This window comes from Anabaena sp. UHCC 0187 (genome assembly GCF_009712035.1).
Taxonomy (GTDB): Bacteria; Cyanobacteriota; Cyanobacteriia; order Cyanobacteriales; family Nostocaceae; genus Dolichospermum.
The window spans coordinates 20,133-42,832 of record NZ_VILB01000024.1; the positions used below are offsets into that span (position 1 = coordinate 20,133).

Sequence of the window (22,700 nt, forward strand, 5' to 3'; positions counted from 1 at the left end):
TCAAGTAAATGAACAACGCCAAGTTAGCAGCAATTATGACTTGCCATAACAGAAAAGAAACAACACTTGCTTGTCTGCGATTACTTTACCAACACAATGTAAAAATTGACGTTTATTTAGTAGATGATGGTAGTTCTGATGGCACATCAAATAGTGTCGAATCTGCATATCCTGAAGTTAATATCCTCTTAGGAAATGGCAACCTTTTTTGGGGAGGAGGAATGCGATTAGCATTTGGGGAGGCACTTAAACAGGATTACGAATACTATGTCTGGTTGAATGACGATACAATGCTCGCTCCTGATGCCATCAATAAATTACTGCAAATTCACAATAACCTAGCACAGCAGGGTCATAAGGATACTATCATTGTCGGCTCGACACAAGATCCAATGACAGGATCAGCAACCTATGGTGGTGCAGTGCGCTCAAAGCATTGGTATTCAAACAAATTCGAGTTTGTTCCCCCAGGTGAAGAACCACAGCAGTGCGACACAATGTATGGTAATTGTGTACTTATTCCCAATTCAGTCGCTCAAAAGGTCGGCAATTTAGATCCTGCCTTCATTCATACTTTCGGTGATCTTGACTACGGACTCAGAGCGAAAAAGTTGGGCTGCACTGTCTGGACTTCTCCAGGATATATAGGTACTTGTTCCAAGAATTCAGTCCGCGATAGTTGGGCAGATACCAAACTTCCCATCCATAAACGCCTGCAAAAAGTAACTCAAATCAAAAGTTTTCCAGTGCGTGCATGGACTATATTTACCCGCAGACATTCAGGTCCTTTCTGGTATCTTTATTGGTTTCTACCCTATATCAGAGCAATCATTGGCTACAAAAACTTACAAGCTTCTGCTACCTTTAGCGATGATTAATCTTGCCAATCTGCTGAGTTTTCCACTTACTAAGTCACCTTATGAATCCATCTTTCTACAATTTTTTAGGTATTCACTTCCAGGCTTTGACTATTACCAAACTTAATTTGCTCATCGGGGCAACTGTCGAACAGAAGCAAAAATGGATTATTGCCCATCATAATCTGCATAGTCTATATCTATATCATCACCAGCCCAAAATGCAGGACTTTTATGCCAAAGCAGATTACATACATATAGATGGTATGGCATTGGTACTATTAGGGCAACGTCTTGGACTGCCTTTACAACGTGAACACAGAATTACCTACGCAGACTGGATATGGCCTCTTATCACAGATGCCAGTCAACAAGGGTGGCGCATTTTTTATTTAGGCTCGAAACCAGGAGTAGCCGAAACAGGAGCTACAATCCTCCGAAATAAGTTTCCAGGGTTAGAAATAATGACCACTCATGGCTACATAGATCCTAGTCCAGATAGCCAAGAAAACCAGGAAGTTTTGGCAAAAATCAAGGCTTACCAACCACACATATTGATGGTAGGTATGGGTATGCCCCGACAAGAAAACTGGATTCTAGATAACCTAGAACAGATTTCTGCTAACGTGATTCTTCCTTGCGGTGCTTGCATAGACTATGTAGCGGGTGCAATACCTACTCCTCCCCGTTGGATGGGGCGGTTGGGAGTTGAATGGCTATACCGCTTATTGAGTGAACCGAGAAGGCTCTGGAAACGCTATCTACTTGAACCTTGGTTTATCCTCAAACTATTCTTACAAGAAATGTTGATTAAGCAGTTTAAAACCAATTAACTGCACACCGAACAAACAATTCACTGAACAAACAATTATTTATTGACTATGCGGTTACTAATTGTCTCTACTCTTGATTCTGACCAACCCTTCGGAGCATTCACTAGACCTTTTTATCTCGGACAGTATCTAGGTAAACACTTTGATTTATGTCAATTGGGATTAAATTGTGCCAGTGTTGATTACGCAAAATCTGCGTCTGTCGGTTCTAGAAGTTTGTTGGCCTATGTACGGGCAGTACAAAAATACATCACTGAATTTAGTCCAGATATTATCTACGCTCAAGAGACATTACCAGGATTAGCAGCTTTAATTGCTGTCACCCTAAGCCGATACAAAAAATGTCATTTGGTGTTTGATTTTCATACCCTTTCTGCTTTTGAATACTGGACACGCCTTTCTACTGCTACTAATAAATTTCAGGAATTTAAGCAATTTATTAAAACCTATATTGCTCAAGGAACACTGTTATTTGCAAATTGTTCTATCATTGCGGCTAGTGCTGGAACTGTGCAGATGATTCCAAAATGGTATCCCATTAAACCTAAGAAAATTTATAGTGTGGGAAATGGAGTTTCTGATGATTTATTGCAAGCTCCATTTGTTTCTACCCCAGATCCCTATCAGCATTTGCGTCCTGCAAAAATTGCCGTTGTAATTGCTCCAAAAACATATCAATTTCCTAGTAATGATATGTCAGTTGATATGACAATAGAAGTCGCTAGACATCTGCAAAATGAGGTGGAAGATATTCATTTTGTTGTCATTGGCAGAAATGCAGAGGATTTAAAATCATCTTTACCTGCCAATATTACCTTTATTGGCTTTTTGCCAAGTCGCAGTGATTTTATTGCTCATTTAGCTCACGCTGATATTTGCTTATTGCCATTTCCTGAAACTGCGGTTGCTGGTGGTGCGCGGAATAAATCACTAGATTTTTTAGCCGTAAAAAAATTAGTTATCTCCACACCTGAAGGACTTAGAGGTTTAGAGGAATTTCGCCACCAGGAACATCTTTTGGTTACGGGTTATGCTGTTGAAGAATTCGCTAACACAGTCAAAGAAGCCGTTGCAAACTTGCCAAAATATCAGCCTCTAGCAGATACAGCATATTCATTAATTCAAAATCAGTATTCTTGGCAGTCAATGGCTGATAAAGTGAATGATATATTCAACAATCAGGTAAAATGAGAATGGAAGTTTGCTGAATTGACTATTCCCACCCTATAGAGAAATAAGTTATTACAGCATTTTAAATCATACGACAAGTTGACACTCTCAGCACGCTTTGTGGCTGAAATTTTTTACCAATTGAACTGGAGAAGATTCAATATGACAAGAAAAATACTACTCAACCGACGACAAATTCTACAATTAGGGCTAGGGGGTTTAACTGGAATAGGAACTTTAGCATTAGGTCAAGCTAAATGTTTGAGTAAACAACTCGAAAAACTCGACAATCCAAATAGAAAGTTTACAGTAATTGGTCAGGCTTCATTAAAACAACGTGCAGCAGCTAAAGGGTTATTTTATGGAGCAGCAGTGAGAATTAATCCTCTATTCCAGGATAAAAAGTTTAGAGCAAATTTTATTCAAGAATGCGGTGCATTAGTTCCAGAATGGGATCTGAAATGGACAAGTTTGCGTCCCGATATATCTAGTTTTAATTTTACCTATGCAGATCGTTTAGCTAAGTTTACCCAATCTAACGGTATGTTGTTGCGAGGGCATACTTTAGTTTGGCATGAATCCTTACCGACATGGTTTCAGAAAGAAGTAAATAGCGCCAATGTTGCAAAAATTTTGCAGCAACATATCAAAACAGTGGTTGGGCGTTATGCTAGGCAAGTACATTCCTGGGATGTTGTCAACGAAGCAATTGATATCAAAAGTGGACGCGCTGACAATTTGCGTAACACGCCTTGGCTGCAACTTATGGGTCCAGATTACATCGAGTTTGCTTTTCGGACGGCAGCACAGGCTGATCCTCACGCTTTGTTGGTCTACAACGAGTATGGTTTAGATTACGATTCAAGAGATGACGAAGCTAAGAGAGTTGCTGTTTTGAAACTACTAAAAGATTTAAAGTGGAGAGGTACGCCTATACACGCTCTAGGTATACAAGCTCACTTAAATGGAGCTTCTACCTTATTTAATTCCCAAAAATTCAGATCTTTTCTGGGCAATGTCGCATCACTTGGTCTGAAAATATTAATTACAGAACTAGATGTCTTAGATAAGAACTTACCTGAAGATACCACCAAGCGTGATCAGATCGTAGCGGCAGTTTATGAAGACTATCTCTCGGCTGTATTACAGGAAAAAGCGGTAATTGGTGTTTTGACTTGGGGACTAAGCGATCGCTATACTTGGTTAGCTGAAGACAACTCCTCTGGTAAACTTCTCCCGTTACCATTTTCATTAAGACCTCTGCCTTTAGATGTGAACGGCAACCGAAAATTAGCCTGGAATGCGATCGCACGAGCTTTTGATAGCGCTCCTAGACGTTAAACAGAGATTAAAGTGAAGATACGCTGTAAGTAGGTTGGCGTTAAAAATTATCGTTATCACCAGGCAAGAGGCAAAAGGTTGTGGGCAATTTTACTTTTCCTTACACATTTTGGTTATTTTCATTCCTCCTGGTGTACGCAGTTCATGATGGCGACTTAAGCTATTGTCATTAGGACTTGCTGATAGCGTGATGTAAGCCATATTTAGGAATCCTAAATGATTACTGAAGAAGCACAATTATCATCATGCAATTTGCAAGTGCGACAGCTTACAAAAGCCAAAATTCTGATACTTTGGACATAGCATTTTTGATAAATTCTGAAGATTAAATTATGCAATTCAGCGAAATTGTTAGTAAATTAAACGACACTATTAAAGCTCATAGTCTGACTGCTAACCCAGAACAAAACCCAGAAATTACCGGAGTTGCAGCCGTAGATGAAGCTACCACAGGGAATCTCAGCTATATTGAAGGCTCTAAATTTGCTTCTTTAATTAAGTCTACCGGTGCTAGTGCTTTAATTTTACCCCAGGATGAAAAATTACAAATCCAAGCCACAGAAAAGGGTATTCCTTGGTTAGCAACCCCAGAACCACGCTTATTATTTGCCCAAGCGATCGCACTTTTTTACCAACCATACCGTCCTACTCCAGAAATTCACCCTACCGCAGTTATTCACCCCACAGCTAAAATTGGTAGTGATGCTTATATTGGTCCTCATGTCGTCATTTCCTCTGGCGTGGAAATTGGCAATCATGCTATTATCCATCCCAATGTTGTCATTTATCCAGAAGTGAAAATAGGCGATCGCATCACCTTACACGCCAATTGTACCATTCACGAACGTAGCCAAATCGGTGCAGATTGCGTCATTCATAGCGGTGCTGTCATCGGTGCAGAAGGCTTTGGTTTTGTACCTACCCGCACGGCTTGGTTCAAAATGGAACAATCAGGCTACACAGTTTTAGAAGATGGGGTAGAAATTGGCTGCAACAGTGCTATTGATCGTCCCGCAGTCGGAGAAACTAGAATTGGCAAAAATACCAAAATTGACAATTTAGTACAGATAGGACATGGCTGTAAAATTGGTACTGGTTGTGCCATAGCAGGTCAAGTAGGCATGGCTGGGGGTGTAACAGTGGGAAATCGGGTAATTTTAGCTGGACAAGTGGGAATTGCTAATCAGGCAAAAGTGGGTGACGGGGCGATCGCCACAGCCCAAGCTGGTATTATCAGTAGTGTCGCACCTGGAGAGATTGTCTCAGGGACTCCAGCCGTAGGTCACAAACTATATCTTAAAGTATCGGCGATTTACAGCCGTTTGCCGGAAATATATCAATTCTTCAAACGATTGCAGCGTCAATTAGGTAGTAGCTAAGAGTTTTTTGTATTTGTAAACCGATGGTGTGACTGAAGTGCAAACAAATCGGCTAATTTCTGATTCAATTCTTAATTTCCCGCATTGGTTGACTCTGATTTTGCAATAAAGGACGGACAATTAAATACCCAGCCGCAAAACCAGTTACCATAATTAACACAATAGTAATTACCAACCACCAACCATTTAATCCCTTTGTCTCAGATTGCGGATGAGGATAATAACGTACTTTCTCTTCTTCTTTAAATACTGCTTCTGATTTTGGCAAATTCACATCCATCCTCGGTGCAGTAGATTCCTGACGGTGTTTTTGAGGAGGTGTATTTTTGATTACTGCTTTTCGACGGGGGGCAGTAGTCGGTTGCTGTGGAGGTGCGGCGGTAACGGTGGGCTTATTTGGATATGTAACCTCGTTATTGTTACGGAGTTGAGATGGCGGATGCGGTTGATATTTTACTTCATTGTTAGCAGCAGGTGGCGCAGTTGAACTAGGTAATGAAGTATCAACTAACTTTTGTAGTTCTAAGCAAGACTGAATAACCTTAGTAATTTCTTGACGCAGTTGTTGATTTTCTTGGGCTAATTTCTGATTATGACTTGTGACTACATCCAGCTTGGATTGTACTGCTTGTAACTCTGCTGTTAACTCTCGGTAAATACAAATAGGAACTGAGGGTGGGTAGCTGGTAGGTGGTTGGCTATAGTTAGATCCTGTAGATATTTTCATGGATATTTTAGTATCAAAATACAGTAATTAGAGTAGGAATAACAAGGAGCAGAATATAGTTATTTATGAGATTATGCCCAAGAATAATGGAAAAATGTACAAAAGGCAAAGATTTGGAATTGTAGTAAAATTCAGCAGTCAGAAGTTAGGAGTAAAACCCTGTTTTAGTAAGAGTTTCATCAATAATCTTGATGTCTTCACCACCTGGGCAGTTGCTATAACTATTCCTAGGGTTAATTCATCAAGAATATCAGTATGTTAGCTAATTATATGTTATTAATGCAACTTATTCAAAAAGTGAGTCTATTTTGTTATTGACACTCCCCGGTCTAAAGACGCGGGGATTCTACATTCACAGACTCGCCGTTAGACGACAGGTTTGCACCAATCGCCCAAGAGGGCAAATCTCCTGTAGCGTAGCTTCCGGTATGCCCTACCGTAGTTAATCCTAATTTTAGGATATTGATGCTGGCATTAACATCTCTATCTTCTACGAACCCACAATGATGACAATTATGGGTTCTGGTTGATAGGGATTTTTTCACTTTTTGGCCGCAATTAGAACAATTTTGAGAAGTATTATGGGGAGGGACGGCAACCGTTATCTTCCCATATTTATGTCCAAAATATTCTAGCCATTGCCGAAAAGTTGCCCAGCCAGCATCAGAAATTGATTTGGCTAAATGTCGGTTTCTTACCATGCCTTTAATATTTAAGTCTTCATAAGCCACCAAATCGTTAGATTGGATCACGGAATATGCTAATCTCTTGCAGTATTCTTTTCGCTGCCTACTTACTCTTAAATGTTTACGGGCATACCTATTTTTAGCTTTTAAATAGTTCTTTGATTGTGGTTGTTTAGCTTTTTTCTTGTCTCTGTTGAACTTCTTGGATTTTTTACGATTAGCTCGACTTAACTGCTTCTCTGACTTTCTATAGAATTGTGGAGCAGGTTCTACATTGCCTTTTGAGTCAGCAATGAAATACTTTAAACCTACATCTAATCCAACTATTTGATTTGTTGGTTGAGATTCAATTCTAATTTTGACATCAATTGCAAATTGAGCATAATATCCATCAGCCCGGCGGACTAGACGAACTCGCTTAATTTGTTTAATGTCATAAAAATTAAGATCATAAGTACCTTTTAATTTTAGAGTACCTATACCTTTCTTATCAGAGAAAATGATTGATTTTCTGGTTTTGGATAATTTCCAGCCGCTAACTTTGTATTCAACTGAGCGGCAATTCTTTTTGAATTTTGGAAATCCCTTTTTGCCTTTAATTTTCTTTTTGCAATTGTCGTAAAATCGAGCTATTGCACTCCAAGAACGTTCCGCAGCAGATTGTCTAGCCATTGAATTAAGTTCATCCGCAAAAGAAAATTCAGATGCCAAAATAGCGCAATATTTATTGAGATCATATTTCGTTGCACCTTTATTATCCATCCAATATCTTAAACATTTATTTTGAATGAATTGAGATGCACGAATAGCCTCATCTATTGCTCGATACTGCCTATCCTTTCCTTTGACTTTGAACTCGTAAATTATCATGGTTTCGACCTAAACACCACAAAGCTATGCTAGTTTACAAAGCATAATCTTGTCAACAAAAAAACTTTCAGTGGAGGCTAAAGCCTCTGGCTGCCTTTCATCCCTTGCCTAAAGGACAGTTAAGTTTTGGAGCGTGGCGGAAAAACTTAACCTCAAGGGTTTTTAGCCTAGTCTTTTATAATGGAGTTTAATTTTCAAATTCCCCTTCGTCCTTATCTTTTTCAGAATAAGTTGTTGAACGCAAACTGCAAGTTCACAATTTTTGATCGCTGTTTTTTCAATTATTGTGAGAAATGTGGGCTAACCAATCAATAATTTCATGATTCACAATATCTGGAACTTCATCATGGGGACAATGGCCAGCACGGGGAATAGGGACAACTTTAATATCTTGGCCATTTTCTCGCGCTGCTTCATAGATATTCGCTCCCGTGATTGGTGTCCAGGGATCTTCCGCACCCCAAATTACTAATAAAGGGAATTCTAACTTAGGTAATAATTCCTCTGGACTAGGGCCTGGCGGTGCAGTGAGAATAGAAGCAAAAACTTGTTGCGCTCCTGAATCACAAGATGGGTTATAAAGTAAATCAACAAGTTCATCGGTTACAGCGTTGCGATCGCTATATACTTGATACAAGGTGCGGCGAATTTGCGATTTTTGGCGAATGCGGTTAAACACGAATTTACCTGTAATGGGGTTAGCAACCAACTTGTTAAAAGTTGCCATTACAACTCGCAAAACTGGATTTAATTCATGGGGACGGTGACTCAAACCACCAGCAGAGTTAATTAACACACCTCCAGCCGCAATTTCTGGATATTCTGTTAAGACAATTAAACTTAAAAGTGCGCCAATAGAATTACCAATAAATATCGCTGGCGCTTGAATATGTGCATTGTGAAAATCTTTTAATAATTCTGCCCACACTTCCATGCTATAATTTATGGCTGCTTTATCAGAACCACCAAACCCCAACAAATCTAAAGCAAATACCTGATAACCAGCAGCAGCTAAAACCGGGATATTTTTCCGCCAATGACCAATGGAAGCACCAAAGCCGTGAATTAGTACCAATGGTTGGCCTGTACCCATAACCGTATATTGGATTTTGTAATCTCGCCAGATCCAATCCTGTTTTTCTAATGGCTGTAAATCCTGGGTTGTAGTTGTCATTTGTGAAGATTCCTAAATTATCGTTTATTTATATAAATATTCTAAATCAAGTGACGGGTAAACACCTATGGCCTGTCCCCTATTCCCTCTTTGACAAAAGTAATATAAAATGCCCTGTGTTACCAGTAAGTTTAACTATGATCAGAAATTTTTGATAATAGTAAACATTAGTACATTGGCTAAGTGTAAGATAAAATACAATGAATCCGATTAACTCAACTTATTGGAGTAAACTAATTGTTGCAACTATCTCTGTTGTCGCATTATCGCCAATACCTTCTGCATTAGCAGAATCAAGACTATCTTCTCAAGTTGAATCAAAACTTAGTAATACCCCACAAACGCAACTTTTTGCCCAGCAAATTGACGGTGAAGCCATTAAAATTCCCGTTATTAGTAATTTTTCACCAGAAAAAACCTCAGGATTCACCCTTTCTATATGGCAACCCGGTGGGACAATTTCAGCAGTTACCGCCCGTATTTCTATTAAGAGTAAATATGGGAATAAATATCGCCAAGAAAGGTTTTTAGGTGATTATAAATATCAGATTAAGCAAAAAGCTAAGTTTGTGAAAGGATTTAAATTAGGCGATCGCATTGTTGTGCGTTTATATGATACTACAAATCGTCTGATTGGTTACACTGAATTTGCTTGTTTACCTGATAATACTGCCGTAAATCTGATTTTATCAGCTAATCCCACAGAATCTCAAGTAGTTCGCACCTTTTATGGTGTTGATGTCAACGAGGATAGCATTATTGATAATAATACTACTAATTACGATTACTTCACCCAACTCAATAACCAAAAAGTTACTTTCCTCAAAAGTTCTGAAAATATCAATATTACCCAATACCAAGCCGCAGGATTTTCCCAAGTTGCCACCACAGGTGCTTATCCTATTACCTTTAGTGAAGGTGATTTTGCTTTAGTTGGTAAATCTGTTAACGTCTCCAATTCTAATCTAGCAAAAGCCTTAACAGCCAATCCTGGTAGTTTGGTAAAATCAACTCAAATTAGCCAAAACTCCAGTTTTGAACTGGGCAAATTATTAAGTGAATATCGGACAATCGGCGTAGCCAAGGATATCCAAGTATCATTTTCTGATATCTCCAAAAACTATTGGGCTAGAGAATATATTTCTGAATTGGCAGCAATGGAAGTAATTGGCGGATTTCCCGATGGTTCTTTTCGTCCAAATGCACCGGTAACTCGTGCAGAATTGGCCGCCCTATTGCAAAAAGTCTTTATCAAAAGTAAAGTTCGAGAAGCGATCAATTTTAAAGATGTCCCTCGTAAATATTGGGCTTATGATGCTATTCGGGAAACTTATGAAATGGGCTTTTTCACCACCCTGGGCAGTAAAAACTTCAATCCTACCCAAAAGCTGAATCGTCTCGATGTTTTAATAACTTTAGCTAAAGGATTGAACTATAAATTTACTGGTTCTGCAACAAAAATCCTCTCAGTTTACAACGATGCTGCTAGTATTAGAAGTGAACATCGTGATTTTATCGCTGCTCTCACAGAAAATGGTGTAATTGCTAATTATCCCAATATAAAATTGCTCAATACGAAAAAAGTTGCCACTAGAGCAGATGTATGTGCTTTATTGTATCGGGCAATGGTGAGTGCTGGGGAAGTACCAGATTTCCCCTCAAAATATACTGTGCAACCAATCAAATAACAAAATTAGGATCAGGTGGCATTGTCTACCCTACTTTAGCTTTAGAGTTGATTATGCGTAGGTTGGGTTGACCGAAGGAAACCCAACAAATGCCTTGGGTTACGCTGTCGCTTAACTATTACCTGCTGTTTTAACTCAGCTATCGTAGTGTAGATGTTGACTGTGATCAACTCAAGTTACTCTGAAAAGTGATTGACATAAATTGATCACAAAATCAACAAAAATAAAACATGGCAACAGAACATAGTTTAATTCTGGATTTAACAATCGTCTTAGTCGCTACAGCACTAGGAGGATTTTTGTCCCACCGTTTGCATCAACCTGTCATCCTTGGATATTTAGTTAGTGGCTTTGCTATTGGACCTTTTGGTTTCAAATTATTAGGCAACGTTGCTGAAATTAAGTCTTTAGCAGAAATTGGTGTTGCCTTTTTGCTATTTGCGCTAGGTGTAGAATTTTCCTTAGCAGAACTAAAACGAGTTAAGGACATTGCCATCAAAGGCAGTTTACTACAAATTGGATTAACAATTATCCTCGTAGCCTTAGTTACGGTCATTACTGGTTGGGCTTCGGGAATTACACAAGGCATATTCTTAGGAGCAGTTTTATCTCTTTCTTCCACAGCAATAGTATTAAAAACACTGACAGAGAAGGGTGAAACTAATACAGTGCATGGGCAAATTATGCTGGCAATATTAATTACTCAAGATTTAGCCTTGGGTGTGATGTTAGCAATACTTCCAGCTTTGCAACAACCAGAAAATATTGTTGTAGCACTAGGTTTTGCTTTAGCCAAAATTGCATTGTTTGTAGTAGTCGCAATTATATTAAGTTTGTGGATAGTTCCCAGGGTTTTAAGTAATATTGCAGCCACAGAAAGTAATGAGTTATTTCTATTAGCTGTAATTGCCTTATGTTTAGGAGTAGCATTAATAACTGCATATTTGGGTCTTTCCATTGCTATGGGGGCATTTGTCGCAGGTTTAATGATATCTGAAATTGATTATTCTGACCAAGCATTAGCCAAAATTTTACCCTTGCGAGATACATTTGCAAGTCTGTTTTTTGCATCAATTGGAATGCTAATTGATCCAGCTATTCTGATCAACAATTTTGGCATAATTTTAGAACTTGTGGCTTTGGTTTTGTTGGGTAAAGCAGCAATTATTTTAGGCATTGTTTTAAAATTTGGCTATTCTCTCAAAAATGCTATTATAGTCAGTCTGGGAATTAACCAAATTGGTGAATTTTCTTTTGTATTAGCCTTAGCTGGTTTAAAATTAGAACTGCTATCTCAACAAACCTATTCTTTATTATTAGGAACAACAGCAATTACACTCATCCTCACACCTTTCTCACTCAAAATTGCACCTTTAATTGCCGATTATCTGAATCAAAATCCCTTCCTCACAAAGTTCTTACAACGCTTTTCTGCACCAAAAACAATATCTATGCCAGAAATAATTACTGGTCATGTAGTGGTAGCAGGTTATGGTAGAGTTGGGCAAGTAATTGTCAAAATCTTACAAACGGAAGGATATCCAGTTTTAGTAATTGAAAATAGCGAAGCATCTGTACAAAGATTAAGAATGCGCCAAATTCCTTACATTTTCGGTGATGCAGATTCGGAATTAGTATTAGAAAAAGCACATTTAGAAACTGCCAAAGCTTTAGCTATTGCTCTTCCAGATCCTGCCAGTACCCGCTTACTTTTGAAAAATGCTTTGACTATTGCCCCTAATTTAGATGTAATTGCTCGTTCACATAGTAATAAAGAAATTGATCTTTTAACTCAAATGGGTGCTAAAGAAGTAGTACAACCTGAATTTGAAGCAGCATTAGAGTTAGGAAATCATTTACTAAAAACTTTGGGTGCAGCAGAAAGTTACATCCAAACTGTGATCAATACTATTCGCAAAGATAGATATTTAAGTGTGAGACCTGAGAAAGAATAAGGGGTAAGGAGTTAGAATTATTGTTCCTTATCTCCCCATTCCCTTAGCCTTTAACACACAGAACTTGTTTCAGAGTTGCGACTATTTCCACCAAATCAGATTGGTTTGCCATTACCTGTTCAATGGGTTTATAAGCCGCCGGAATTTCATCTAAAACTCCCGTATCTTTACGACATTCTACACCCTGGGTTTGCTCGATTAAATCATCAAGAGTATAAACATTTTTCGCCTTACTTCTTGACATTAAACGCCCTGCACCGTGGGAACAAGAACAAAAACTATGGGCATTTCCTTTACCTTTCACAATGAAAGATTTTGCTCCCATTGAACCAGGAATAATCCCATAATCTTCGGTTTGAGCGCGAACTGCACCTTTTCGAGTCACATACACATTTTCGCCAAAATGAACTTCTTTTTCGGCGTAATTGTGATGACAATTTACCTCTAATAAAGGTTTGGTAACTTTCCCTCCATTGAGATGTTTTTCGACAATCTTTTTAAATCGTGACATCATCACATCACGGTTAAAAAGTGCATAATTTTGCGCCCATTGTAAGTCTTCCCAGTAAGCTTTAAATTCTGGTGTCCCCACGACAAAGTGAGCTAAATCTGGATCTGGTAATTTGTTATTGGCCATTTTCGCTAATTCTTTAGCAGTATTAATATGGCATTGGGCGAGTTTATTCCCAATATTTCGTGAACCAGAATGGAGCATTAACCAAACTTGATTTTCTGTGTCTAAACATATCTCAATAAAATGATTCCCTGATCCGAGAGAACCCATTTGTTTCATCGCTTTACCTTCTAAATCTTGCACACCACGATGCAAGTTAGAAAAATCGCGCCATTTTTGCCAGTTGGTTACTGCTTTTTCTACATCTTTATTTTCATTAAATCCTGTGGGAATTGCGGCTTCAATATCGAGGCGAATTTTCTTTAATTTGCCTTCTAATTGTTCACCTGTAAATTGCGTTTTGATGGCACTCATACCGCAGTTGTGAACAAATACCCCAGCTTTGAGAGCAAAGTTATGATACTCCGGTACTGTCAAGCAATACACATTTTCCGTGTAATTTAGGGGAATTACTGCGACAACTTTGTGATTATAATGAATGAGATGGTCTATCAATTCAATATTTTCTGGTCGGTTATCCAACTCATTAATTTCACCTAATAAACCAGAACGAGCAATCATCCAATGTGCCTTTTGCCATCTTCCAGAATATGGTTGAGATATGAGGGTATAACCATCTTTATCAACTTGGGAATAAAAAGGCATTAAGGAAGTACCAGTTTGCAGTAATTGTGCTTCTTGATAATTGCCATCTCGAAGCATAAATTGATGATCTGGAGTACAGATAATCTCTTCATTGTTATCTAAAATTACTTTGACAAGAGACGCATTTTTTCTTGTTAATTTTGCAGTAGCTTTAGCAGCTACAATTTTTCCTGTTGGTGTACAGGCATAAACTATAAATTCTTCTTTTTTATCAGCTAATTCTTTTATTTGATAGGATTTTCCATCAACTAAAGGAATCAATGTTTCTCCGACAAAGCAACCAAGATCCACCCCGACAGCCGCAGGAATAATGGCATCTTTAGTAGCAATAACTGAACCAACTAATGCACCTTTTCCTAAGTGAACATCGGGCATTAAAGCCACGTGCTTAAATACAAATGGCAATGAGGCTACATTCTTAGCCATTTTAGTTTCATCTGAGCCTAATGAATGATTTGCCCAAGATAAAACAGGGTGGGGTGTGGTAATTCCTAATTGTTCGTAGGGCATAATTTTAATTGGGGATTTGAGATTTTAGTGGAAACACCACTCATGGGGAGTTTCTACACGAAATTTTTAGATACAATTCTTGTATACTACATTTATACTACATAAATTATCACTTTGTCAACCGATATCTTCAAAAATGGGTTAATCTTAAATGTATTCCGGTAATTTACGCTGGTGATCTTTCCCCAGATACCGAAATCAATAATAATAATCTGGAGGATTGTTTCCAGTTTGGACTATGAGTTTAAAGGCAGTTTTATTTGATTTTAATGGTGTCATTATTAAAGATGGATCAATCCATATCCAATTGATAGATGAGATTCTTGTACAGGAAAATCTTCAACCTCAACGGGTAAAAGAACGTGAAGACTTTTTAGGGATAAGTCATCGCGCTTATCTGCAAAACCTGCTGAAAAATCGTGGTAGGGTGGTGACGGAAGCTTATATGACTCAGTTACTCACCCGTAAAGCTCAAGCTTATGTGCTGGAATTGGAGAACCTGGAAAAATTGCCGTTGTATTCGGGAATTGAAGATGTGATTTTTCAGATTCGTTCCCGTCATCTCAAAATGGCGTTAGTCAGTGATGCTTTATCTCCAGAAATAGAAATGGTATTGACATCTGCTAAGTTAGCTGAATACTTCTCTGTGATTGTGTCGGGGGATGATATCAGCAGCAATAAACCTAACCCGGAAGGTTATTTGCTGGCGGTTGATCGCTTAAATCAGGTATATCCAGAATTGAATCTACAACCTCATGAGTGTTTAGTGATTGAAAATACTCCAGTAGGTATCCAAGCAGCCAAACGCGCTCAAATGCAGGTAGTGGGAGTAGCGAATACTTACCCTTTCCAGATAATACATCGTCAAGCTAACTGGACGATTGATTATCTAATTGATTTGGATTTGCAGCGAGTACAGGAAGTTTTTTTAGAAAAAGATGTGCAATCTGTTGTCCCTGAGTGTTAAGATATGGTGTGTGTTAAAGTTTTTTACTTAAGCACGAATAAGGGGAATTAGCTCAGTTGGTAGAGTGCTGCGATCGCACCGCAGAGGTCAGGGGTTCGAGTCTCCTATTCTCCATTAATTACATTAACAACTGTAACTGTGAACCTTGTTGATTTTTGCTAACTTCAATTCGGGCTTGAAAAGCTTCTTTAAGGTGGGGCATATGAGTGACAGTGAGGATACAGGCAAAATCAGAAGATATGGCATTAATTGCGGCAATTAAGCGATCGCATCCTTCCCCATCTTGAGTCCCAAAACCTTCATCTACTACTAATAATTGTAATGATGCTCCTGCCCTTTGGGCTAATAATTTCGCTAAAGCTAAACGAATAGCAAAGTTAATTCTAAAAGCTTCTCCTCCTGAATAAGTTTCATAGGAACGTGTTCCCCTAGCATCAGCAATTAAAATATCTAACGTATCTATTAATTTAGCATTTTTCTTACTGGATTTGCCGCTACGTCCTGCCTTTTGGGTGATAAATTGGACGTGAAATTGATTCGCACTCAATCGAGAAAGTAATTGATTAGCTTCTGCTTCCAATTGAGGTAAAATATTTTCAATCATTAAAGCTTGAATCCCATTTTTCCCAAAAGCTTGGGCTAATTCTTGATAAACACGCTGTTGTTGTTTACAAGTTTGTAACTGTTGGATTTCTTGTTCATACTGATTTTGTAAGATTTCCAATTGCAGCGACATTTGTTTTAATTGCCCCAACTGAGATATTTTATTATCTAGTTCCCGTCTGCGGTTTGCTAATTGCTGTTCTAAGGTATTAATTTGGGCTGTGGGGTTGGCACTATCAGCTAATTGTTTAACAATGTTATCAATTTGTTGAGTTAATATTTCTCTTTCTTTGCATATTGTTTGGAATGAATCTGCTAAATCTTGCCATTTATTGTTTAATTGAGGATATTGTTCTTGTGCCGACAATAATTGTTGATGACGTAATTGCCAACCTTGCCCTTGTCGCACACCTTGACGCAGATAATTATGCTGTTCTGAACTATAGGCAATTTCGGCAATTTGCTGTTCTAAATTAGCAATTTCTTTCGCACAATCAGATTCAGTTTGTCCCTGTTGTATTTGCAATTGCAATTGAGCAATATTAGCTGACAATTCTGGTTTTCTAGCTATTAATTGTCCTTGGCGTTTTAAGGCATCCTTAATTTGTCCTTGTTTAATTTCTGCCCAACGTAATTTATCCACATCGCTACGGGCAAGAACGTGGTCTTGTTCACTATAATTAAGTTGTTGGAGATATTGATCTAATTGCTGAATTTCTATTTGTTTTTCTGGTGCATAATCACCAGTTTCTAAAGAACGTTCTAAATGTTCTTTCTCAGAAATAATTTGTAGTAACTGTTGTTGGACATCACTTGTAGCTTCTAACTGTGCTGCTAATTGTCCCCGTTTTTCTCGCAATAAATCATAACCTGATAACTTTTGGGATATTTCCCGATATTCCTGTCTAAGTACCTGAATTTCCCGATCTGAAACCGCCATTTGTTCGCGCACTACCCAAAATTGTCCTTGGGTATCTTCGTATTCTAATTGGGTTTTTTCGATAACTTTACTCCAATGATGTTCATCTAAAGGACGTTCACATAAAGGACAACTAGCATCGGGATTTTGTAACATTTGCAATTTTTGTTCTAGTTCTGCCAACAACCTTTCATAATCTCGTTGATGAGCTTGCAAACGTTCAATAAAATGTCGTCTTTCCTGTCCTTTTTCCTGGACTCTTTGCAGATAAACTTTCTTCTTTTCTAATTCTTCAATTTGCGTCCCTATCTCTATTACTGCTTGTTGTAATTGGGGTTGGCGATGATGTTGATTTTGCAGTTGTTTTTCTGTAGCTTGCATTTGCTCCAATCGCGCTACTAAACTAGCATGAGCGCGATCTAATTGAGTTTGCAAACTTGCCCTTTGTTGTAATAATGGTGTTACCTGCATTTGCAATTGATCTAAATTAGCCAAATGCTGACGGGCGTTATTTAATTGTAATAAAGCTGTTTCTATATCCCCAGATTTACTCAGAGTTTGGGCAATTTCTTGTTCTTGCTGTTCTAAAGCTGCTAATTGAGCTTCTGCTTGTTGGAATTGACGTTCTAAATCTTGAGTTTGTTTATATAACTGTTGTTGTTTTTGTTGTTTTAAATTAGTAGCGCGGGTATGTTGTTCAAATTTAGCGGCAAAGATTTCTTCTTGGGATTGCAGATTTTGATATTGAGCATAACCAGCTTGAATATCAGTTTGTTGATTGATAATCTTTTCTAAATCTGTTAATTGGGATTTTACAGATAATTGTTCTTGTTGTAAGCGATCGCTATCTTGGCTAAGATTATCATATCGTTGCCGCACAAAATTTAATTGTTGTTCCCAACTTTGCCGTTGATGTTGGATAACTTGTAAACTTTGTAATTGAATATTCTCACAAGCTTGTACCTGTTGTAAATTATTCAGTTGTGCTTCTAACTCAGCGCGTTGGCTTTCCGTTGTTTCCCGTTGTTGAAGTTGAACTTTGATATTTTCCAAAGAACGTTCTAACTCTTCTCCTCGTCCTTTATAAAGTTTAGAATTATCCTTGGCTCGTTCTTCCAACTCATCATACTGATTTAGTTTTAATAACTCCGCTAAAATTTCCTTGCGTTCAGCGGGACGTTTGAGCATAAATTCATCGGCTTTCCCTTGACGCAAGTAAGCCGAATTAATAAAAGTATCATAATCTAGCTTAATATGTTCTAGAATTACATCCTGAGTGGCTTTTAACCCCTTACCAGTCAAAGCTCGAAACCCAGCCGGAGTTTCAATTTGAAATTCTAAAATGCTAGTTCCACCCCTGACCCGGTTGCGAATTACTCGATAAGTTTGCTGACCACTTTGGAAAGTGAAATCAATTCGGACTTCTTTAGCTCCAGAATGAATGACATCATCTTCAACAGTTGCACGGCTTTCACCCCAAATTGCCCAAGTGATAGCTTCTAAAAGGGAAGATTTTCCCGCACCATTAGAACCACAAATACACGCCGTATGCAAGCCGCTAAAATCTAAAGCTGCATCACGGTAACTAAGAAAGTTTTTGATGATAAGTTGGACTGGAATCATTCAGGCTATAGCGCCACATTTACAATTTTGAAAGTTAACAGTACAGATGCACTTAGTTTTTAGTTTAGCTATCTAATTAGCAAGTTTCTAGTCTTAAAGACATCAACTTTACAAAAATTTACAATACAAAGACGTTTTTTTCATATATCAGGGAACAAAAAGGAAGATTAGATCCCCGACTTCTTTAAGAAGTCAGGGATATTTTTGTTGAGAAAATAGTCAACATTTCCCAAGAAACTATCCCAGTTAATCCACGTCATCTCACATATCACATATTATTGGCAATCCCATGATGAGTCGTTCTATCCGTTGGCAATCTAGCACCGCTGCACTCATGGCCATAGCCATTACAACTGGTGCAGCTACCCCCTTACTATCCTTTAGTCCTGTTCTAGCCCAAGGCTACAATCTTAATCAATCTCGGACAATTAGTATTCCCGCTAATGTAACTTTACCTGTCACCTACGAAAAGGAGAAAGTTATTGTCAAACCTGGAGAAACATTACCCCTGACCCTGAGAATATCTGATAATATTACTGATAGCAACAGAAATATTTTGATTCCGGCTAACACTCAAGTTATCGGTGAATTACAACCGGTCAACCTCAATAACAGTTATTCCACCAACAGTAATACTCAAACTAATCAAGGTGTCCGTTTTGTAGCCAGAGAATTAGTATATCCTTCTGGACAACGACAACAGATTTATGCTAACTCCCAAACCATCACCCAAACAGAAACAATTACCAAGGGAGCAGGCACTGGACAAATATTAACTGATGCGGCGATTGGTGCGGGTGCAGCTAGTGTGATTTCTTTGATCACAGGTAACAAGAAAATTGAAGTTTTAGAACCTGTGGGTGGTGCAGCAGCCGGGGCTTTAGCTAGTGTATTATTGCGGAAACAAAAATCAGATGTTTTTGTCCTTAGACCAGCACAGGATTTAGCTATTACCCTCACTTCAAATTTAGTTATAACTCGTCAATAAATTTAACTTAATGAAGTTGTGAATTTAATGATCTGAATAAAGCGATTGTTCCCGAAATTATGGTGAGCTATCGCTTTATTTTTATGTAATAACTATTCTCAATCTTTAGAGGTATATGCAATTAAACAGAAAATGCTAAGTTAGCTTATATAGCAATCCTATTTAAATTGTTAATTGATTTATTTATTGTGACATCGAAAATTATGGGAACTATCTATTTTTATCAATGTCTGTATTATTAACAACAAGAAATAAATTTAGAGGGATAAAATAAATGTTTACCTTGAAGAATTGGCAGGCAAAAACAGCATTATTCATGGCTGTGAGTATCACATCTACTGCTGTTGCACCTTTAATTATCGCTAATCCAGCCTTTGCTCAAACCTCTTTTACTGATGTTCAATCTAACTATTGGGCATCACAATTTATTCAAGAATTATCAAAACGCAATATTATTGCTGGGTTTCCTGATGGTAGTTTCCGTCCCGAAGAAGCCGTAACCCGCGCTCAATTTGCGGCTATGCTGAATAAAGCTTTCAGTAAATCAGCACAACGACAATCAATTAGGTTTAATGATGTAGCTACTAACTATTGGGCATATAATGCTATTCAACAATCTTATGTGACTGGTTTCTTATCTGGATATCCTGGGAATCGTTTTGAACCGAATCAAGCAATTCCCCGGCAACAAGTTTTAGTTTCCCTGGCTAATGGTTTAAACTATTCTCCTAGTGCAAATATCAGCACCACGCTCCAATATTTTAATGACGCTGCTAATATTGCTGACTATGCCCGTAGTCCCATAGCTGCTGCTGTCGAAAAACGCCTAGTTGTTAATTATCCTAATGTTAAATTTCTCAACCCCACAACTAACGCGACCAGAGCGCAAGTAGCGGCTTTTATTTATCAAGCATTAGTTAGTTCTAACCAAGCGACAGCAATTAATTCATCTTACATTGTTGGTTTGCAAACTACTCCTACACAATCAACATCTGCGACCATACCTCAAGGAACTATAGTTCCTGTTAAGTATGAAAAAGCTGAGAAAATTCTGGTAACAAAAGATGAAATAGCTCCTTTAACATTAATTACATCACAAAGTATCATTACCCAAAATGGTACAGTTATCATTCCCGCTGGTACTCAAGTTGTGGGTCAACTCAAACCGGCTCAAGGTGGTTCTCAGTTTATAGCTCAAAAATTTGTTTTAACATCAGGTCAGGAATATCAAATAAGTGCTACCTCTAATGTGATTACCAAAACTGAAACCATTAAAAAAGGAATTAGCACAACTGCAATTATCAAAGATACTGTTCTTGGTGCAGCAGCAGCAGCAGCTATAGCTGCGGTGACGGGAGATAAAGCTATTGCCACAGAAGAAGTTTTAGGAGGTGCAGGTATTGGGGGTTTAATTGGTTTATTCTTGGGGAAAAAGAGCGTTGATTTAATCGTTATTGAACCTAATACCGATTTACAATTAACAATAAATCAAGATTTGCCAGTTCTTTTGAAGTAAGCATTCAGCCGTCAGCTATCAGCTATCAGCAAGAATTGAATTGATAAGCATTCTGATTATTAATTTTAATTACTGATATCAGTCTCCCCACTTCAAAACCCCTAAAATCTTGTTTTAGCTGACTGCTGACCACTGATAGCTGAATGCTTACCTTTTGAAATAATTTTGATTGCTGATAAATTCACCTAATCAACAAGCGGCAACCAAATGATAAAAGTAGTTCCTGAAATATGCGGTAAGGTGATAATTGAGTGAATTGCCGGACTGAAAACCTCTATATTTCCTTGCATTTCTGCTATTAACTGTTTAGCAATAGTAATTCCTAAACCAGTTCCAGGAATTTCTGTTTTTGCCTGGACACCCCGATAATGTCTTTCTCCTAGATGTTCTAAGTCTTCTGAGGGAATACCAGGACCTGTATCACTAATAGCAATACCTTGGAAATTTCCTTTTTGTTGCCCACATTGGACTAAAATTTTTCCACCTGCGGGAGTATATTTCAAAGCATTATCTATAATATTACTCAACACTTCTCGCAATGCTTTTTCATTTACTCTAACTAAAGGTAAATTATGAGGAATTTCCGTGATTAATTGTAAATTTCTTTCTTGGGCAATTGCTTGAGCCGATATTAATAAAGGTGCTAATAAATCTGCTAGGGAACAATCAATTAACTGTTCTCCTATTCCCGGCAATAATAACGCAGGTTTAGCTGCTTTTTGCACATTTTGGTTAATAATTACCTTGGACTCTGGCAGGGGCAAAGGTTCTAAATCTGCTGTATTTAAATCAATCACCTGATCAAATTGTTGTAATAATTCTTGTAAGCGATCGCTCTCCCGGACTATACTGGTTGCTACTTCACGATTAGGATCAACCGGCTGCATTCTCTTAAATAGTAGTTTCCCAAAAGTGCGGATAGCAGTTAAGGGGTTACGAAATTGATGCAAAAGATTATCTAATAAATCCCGTTGTCTCTCTTGCAAAATTTGTTCTTGCTGGAGTTGGTGTTGCAACCAAGCCTGGCGTTGGTCTAAAATGCAAGCGATCGCTAAAGTTTTGGCAATGCGTTCAATTTCCCTTTCCTCTCGTTCATTCCATTCTCTGTCTTCCCTTGCAGTTACCAATAACCCCATCATTACACCCTCATAAATTAGGGGTAAAACAATTTGGTTATGACTAAGTAAATATTCATCTTGTCCATTGTGTAAATTTTGTTTTCCTTTTGCTGCTGATTCCGCCGATTGATGAGAAGATACTGAAGTCGGTTTTAACAACCTCATTTGTTGATTTGGTAACGTTAAAACATTAGCAAGCCTGACTGGATAGCTATCCTCTGGTTCACTATATTCATTGCCATCAGTTAATGCTGTTGTTTCTGGATACACCATTACCGGAATCAGTCGCGCCTCACCTGTAGGTTTTTCCACCAATTCCTGTGTTAAATAAACCACCGTAAAACACGCTCCCATCCCTTGGGTTAGCAGGGCTATTTGCTCTCGACATAGAGCAAGAAAATCAGAACTGGCAGACATTAGCATTAGTTCAGGAATCTAGGGGGTCAGGAGTCAGGAGGCAGGAGTCAGGAGTCAGGAGTCAGGAGTCAGGAGGCAGG

The 22,700-nt window shown here is 38.2% G+C and carries 16 protein-coding genes and 1 tRNA gene; 11 read left to right on the plus strand and 6 right to left on the minus strand.

Annotated elements, in window-relative coordinates; translation table 11 throughout:
- Window positions 1-8: 8 nt before the first annotated feature.
- The 5 genes from FJR11_RS20500 to lpxD all read left to right on the plus strand — a co-directional run bounded on the left by FJR11_RS20500 (window position 9) and on the right by lpxD (window position 5,580).
- Window positions 9-878, plus strand: a complete 870-nt coding sequence (locus FJR11_RS20500; protein ID WP_168507068.1) for a glycosyltransferase family 2 protein — start codon at window positions 9-11, stop codon at window positions 876-878.
- A gap of 41 nt (window positions 879-919) precedes the next feature.
- Window positions 920-1,690, plus strand: a complete 771-nt coding sequence (locus tag FJR11_RS20505; RefSeq protein ID WP_168507070.1) for a WecB/TagA/CpsF family glycosyltransferase — start codon at window positions 920-922, stop codon at window positions 1,688-1,690.
- Between the two features lie 48 nt (window positions 1,691-1,738).
- The gene (locus FJR11_RS20510; RefSeq protein ID WP_371417599.1) at window positions 1,739-2,881 is read left to right on the plus strand and encodes a glycosyltransferase family 4 protein; all 1,143 of its coding nucleotides are present in this window, start codon (window positions 1,739-1,741) and stop codon (window positions 2,879-2,881) included.
- 141 nt (window positions 2,882-3,022) lie between these two features.
- On the plus strand, window positions 3,023-4,201 hold the full coding sequence (locus tag FJR11_RS20515) for an endo-1,4-beta-xylanase (protein ID WP_168507074.1): 1,179 nt from the start codon (window positions 3,023-3,025) through the stop codon (window positions 4,199-4,201).
- A 332-nt stretch (window positions 4,202-4,533) separates the two neighbouring features.
- The gene (gene lpxD, locus FJR11_RS20520; RefSeq protein ID WP_168507076.1) at window positions 4,534-5,580 is read left to right on the plus strand and encodes a UDP-3-O-(3-hydroxymyristoyl)glucosamine N-acyltransferase; all 1,047 of its coding nucleotides are present in this window, start codon (window positions 4,534-4,536) and stop codon (window positions 5,578-5,580) included.
- A 64-nt stretch (window positions 5,581-5,644) separates the two neighbouring features.
- Here lpxD and FJR11_RS20525 read toward each other — a convergent pair whose 3' ends face one another.
- The 3 genes from FJR11_RS20525 to FJR11_RS20535 all read right to left on the minus strand — a co-directional run bounded on the left by FJR11_RS20525 (window position 5,645) and on the right by FJR11_RS20535 (window position 9,037).
- A complete protein-coding gene (locus tag FJR11_RS20525) occupies window positions 5,645-6,307 on the minus strand; it encodes a hypothetical protein (protein WP_168507078.1) in 663 nt (220 codons plus the stop codon).
- Between the two features lie 329 nt (window positions 6,308-6,636).
- On the minus strand, window positions 6,637-7,863 hold the full coding sequence (locus tag FJR11_RS20530) for an RNA-guided endonuclease TnpB family protein (protein WP_168507080.1): 1,227 nt from the start codon (window positions 7,861-7,863) through the stop codon (window positions 6,637-6,639).
- Window positions 7,864-8,140: 277 nt separating this feature from the next.
- On the minus strand, window positions 8,141-9,037 hold the full coding sequence (locus FJR11_RS20535) for an alpha/beta fold hydrolase (protein ID WP_168507081.1): 897 nt from the start codon (window positions 9,035-9,037) through the stop codon (window positions 8,141-8,143).
- 200 nt (window positions 9,038-9,237) lie between these two features.
- Here FJR11_RS20535 and FJR11_RS20540 point away from each other — a divergent pair, with 200 nt between their 5' ends.
- Window positions 9,238-10,725 (plus strand): S-layer homology domain-containing protein, encoded by a 1,488-nt coding sequence (locus FJR11_RS20540; protein ID WP_168507083.1) that lies wholly within the window; start codon window positions 9,238-9,240, stop codon window positions 10,723-10,725.
- A 230-nt stretch (window positions 10,726-10,955) separates the two neighbouring features.
- Complete coding sequence (locus FJR11_RS20545) at window positions 10,956-12,680, plus strand: cation:proton antiporter (protein ID WP_168507085.1); 1,725 nt, start codon at window positions 10,956-10,958, stop codon at window positions 12,678-12,680.
- Between the two features lie 43 nt (window positions 12,681-12,723).
- Here the strand turns inward: FJR11_RS20545 and FJR11_RS20550 are convergent, their stop codons facing one another.
- Window positions 12,724-14,469, minus strand: a complete 1,746-nt coding sequence (locus FJR11_RS20550) for an RtcB family protein (protein WP_168507087.1) — start codon at window positions 14,467-14,469, stop codon at window positions 12,724-12,726.
- A gap of 238 nt (window positions 14,470-14,707) precedes the next feature.
- Here FJR11_RS20550 and FJR11_RS20555 point away from each other — a divergent pair, with 238 nt between their 5' ends.
- The gene (locus FJR11_RS20555) at window positions 14,708-15,436 is read left to right on the plus strand and encodes an HAD family phosphatase (protein ID WP_168507089.1); all 729 of its coding nucleotides are present in this window, start codon (window positions 14,708-14,710) and stop codon (window positions 15,434-15,436) included.
- Window positions 15,437-15,477: 41 nt separating this feature from the next.
- Window positions 15,478-15,550: transfer RNA gene (locus FJR11_RS20560), tRNA-Ala, on the plus strand.
- Between the two features lie 4 nt (window positions 15,551-15,554).
- Here the strand turns inward: FJR11_RS20560 and sbcC are convergent.
- The gene (gene sbcC / locus FJR11_RS20565) at window positions 15,555-18,581 is read right to left on the minus strand and encodes an exonuclease subunit SbcC (RefSeq protein WP_168507091.1); all 3,027 of its coding nucleotides are present in this window, start codon (window positions 18,579-18,581) and stop codon (window positions 15,555-15,557) included.
- A 292-nt stretch (window positions 18,582-18,873) separates the two neighbouring features.
- Between sbcC and FJR11_RS20570 the strand changes: the two genes are divergently transcribed.
- Together FJR11_RS20570 and FJR11_RS20575 are read left to right on the plus strand one after the other, a co-directional pair.
- On the plus strand, window positions 18,874-19,569 hold the full coding sequence (locus tag FJR11_RS20570; protein WP_168507103.1) for a conjugal transfer protein TrbI: 696 nt from the start codon (window positions 18,874-18,876) through the stop codon (window positions 19,567-19,569).
- 274 nt (window positions 19,570-19,843) lie between these two features.
- Window positions 19,844-21,085 carry an S-layer homology domain-containing protein gene (locus FJR11_RS20575; protein ID WP_168507093.1) on the plus strand — a complete coding sequence of 414 codons (1,242 nt, stop codon included), beginning with the start codon at window positions 19,844-19,846 and terminating at the stop codon, window positions 21,083-21,085.
- Window positions 21,086-21,270: 185 nt separating this feature from the next.
- Here FJR11_RS20575 and FJR11_RS20580 read toward each other — a convergent pair whose 3' ends face one another.
- Window positions 21,271-22,626, minus strand: a complete 1,356-nt coding sequence (locus FJR11_RS20580; protein WP_168507095.1) for a sensor histidine kinase KdpD — start codon at window positions 22,624-22,626, stop codon at window positions 21,271-21,273.
- Between the last annotated feature and the right edge of the window lie 74 nt (window positions 22,627-22,700).

What these genes read in the sequence shown, in the direction of transcription:
- FJR11_RS20500 (WP_168507068.1), top strand. Translation starts at nt 9, where the DNA reads ATGAACAACGCCAAGTTAGCAGCAATTATGACTTGCCATAACAGAAAA.
- FJR11_RS20505 (WP_168507070.1), top strand. Translation starts at nt 920, where the DNA reads ATGAATCCATCTTTCTACAATTTTTTAGGTATTCACTTCCAGGCTTTG.
- FJR11_RS20510 (WP_371417599.1), top strand. Translation starts at nt 1,739, where the DNA reads ATGCGGTTACTAATTGTCTCTACTCTTGATTCTGACCAACCCTTCGGA.
- FJR11_RS20515 (WP_168507074.1), top strand. Translation starts at nt 3,023, where the DNA reads ATGACAAGAAAAATACTACTCAACCGACGACAAATTCTACAATTAGGG.
- lpxD (WP_168507076.1), top strand. Translation starts at nt 4,534, where the DNA reads ATGCAATTCAGCGAAATTGTTAGTAAATTAAACGACACTATTAAAGCT.
- FJR11_RS20525 (WP_168507078.1), bottom strand. Translation starts at nt 6,307, where the DNA reads ATGAAAATATCTACAGGATCTAACTATAGCCAACCACCTACCAGCTAC.
- FJR11_RS20530 (WP_168507080.1), bottom strand. Translation starts at nt 7,863, where the DNA reads ATGATAATTTACGAGTTCAAAGTCAAAGGAAAGGATAGGCAGTATCGA.
- FJR11_RS20535 (WP_168507081.1), bottom strand. Translation starts at nt 9,037, where the DNA reads ATGACAACTACAACCCAGGATTTACAGCCATTAGAAAAACAGGATTGG.
- FJR11_RS20540 (WP_168507083.1), top strand. Translation starts at nt 9,238, where the DNA reads ATGAATCCGATTAACTCAACTTATTGGAGTAAACTAATTGTTGCAACT.
- FJR11_RS20545 (WP_168507085.1), top strand. Translation starts at nt 10,956, where the DNA reads ATGGCAACAGAACATAGTTTAATTCTGGATTTAACAATCGTCTTAGTC.
- FJR11_RS20550 (WP_168507087.1), bottom strand. Translation starts at nt 14,469, where the DNA reads ATGCCCTACGAACAATTAGGAATTACCACACCCCACCCTGTTTTATCT.
- FJR11_RS20555 (WP_168507089.1), top strand. Translation starts at nt 14,708, where the DNA reads ATGAGTTTAAAGGCAGTTTTATTTGATTTTAATGGTGTCATTATTAAA.
- sbcC (WP_168507091.1), bottom strand. Translation starts at nt 18,581, where the DNA reads ATGATTCCAGTCCAACTTATCATCAAAAACTTTCTTAGTTACCGTGAT.
- FJR11_RS20570 (WP_168507103.1), top strand. Translation starts at nt 18,874, where the DNA reads ATGAGTCGTTCTATCCGTTGGCAATCTAGCACCGCTGCACTCATGGCC.
- FJR11_RS20575 (WP_168507093.1), top strand. Translation starts at nt 19,844, where the DNA reads ATGTTTACCTTGAAGAATTGGCAGGCAAAAACAGCATTATTCATGGCT.
- FJR11_RS20580 (WP_168507095.1), bottom strand. Translation starts at nt 22,626, where the DNA reads ATGCTAATGTCTGCCAGTTCTGATTTTCTTGCTCTATGTCGAGAGCAA.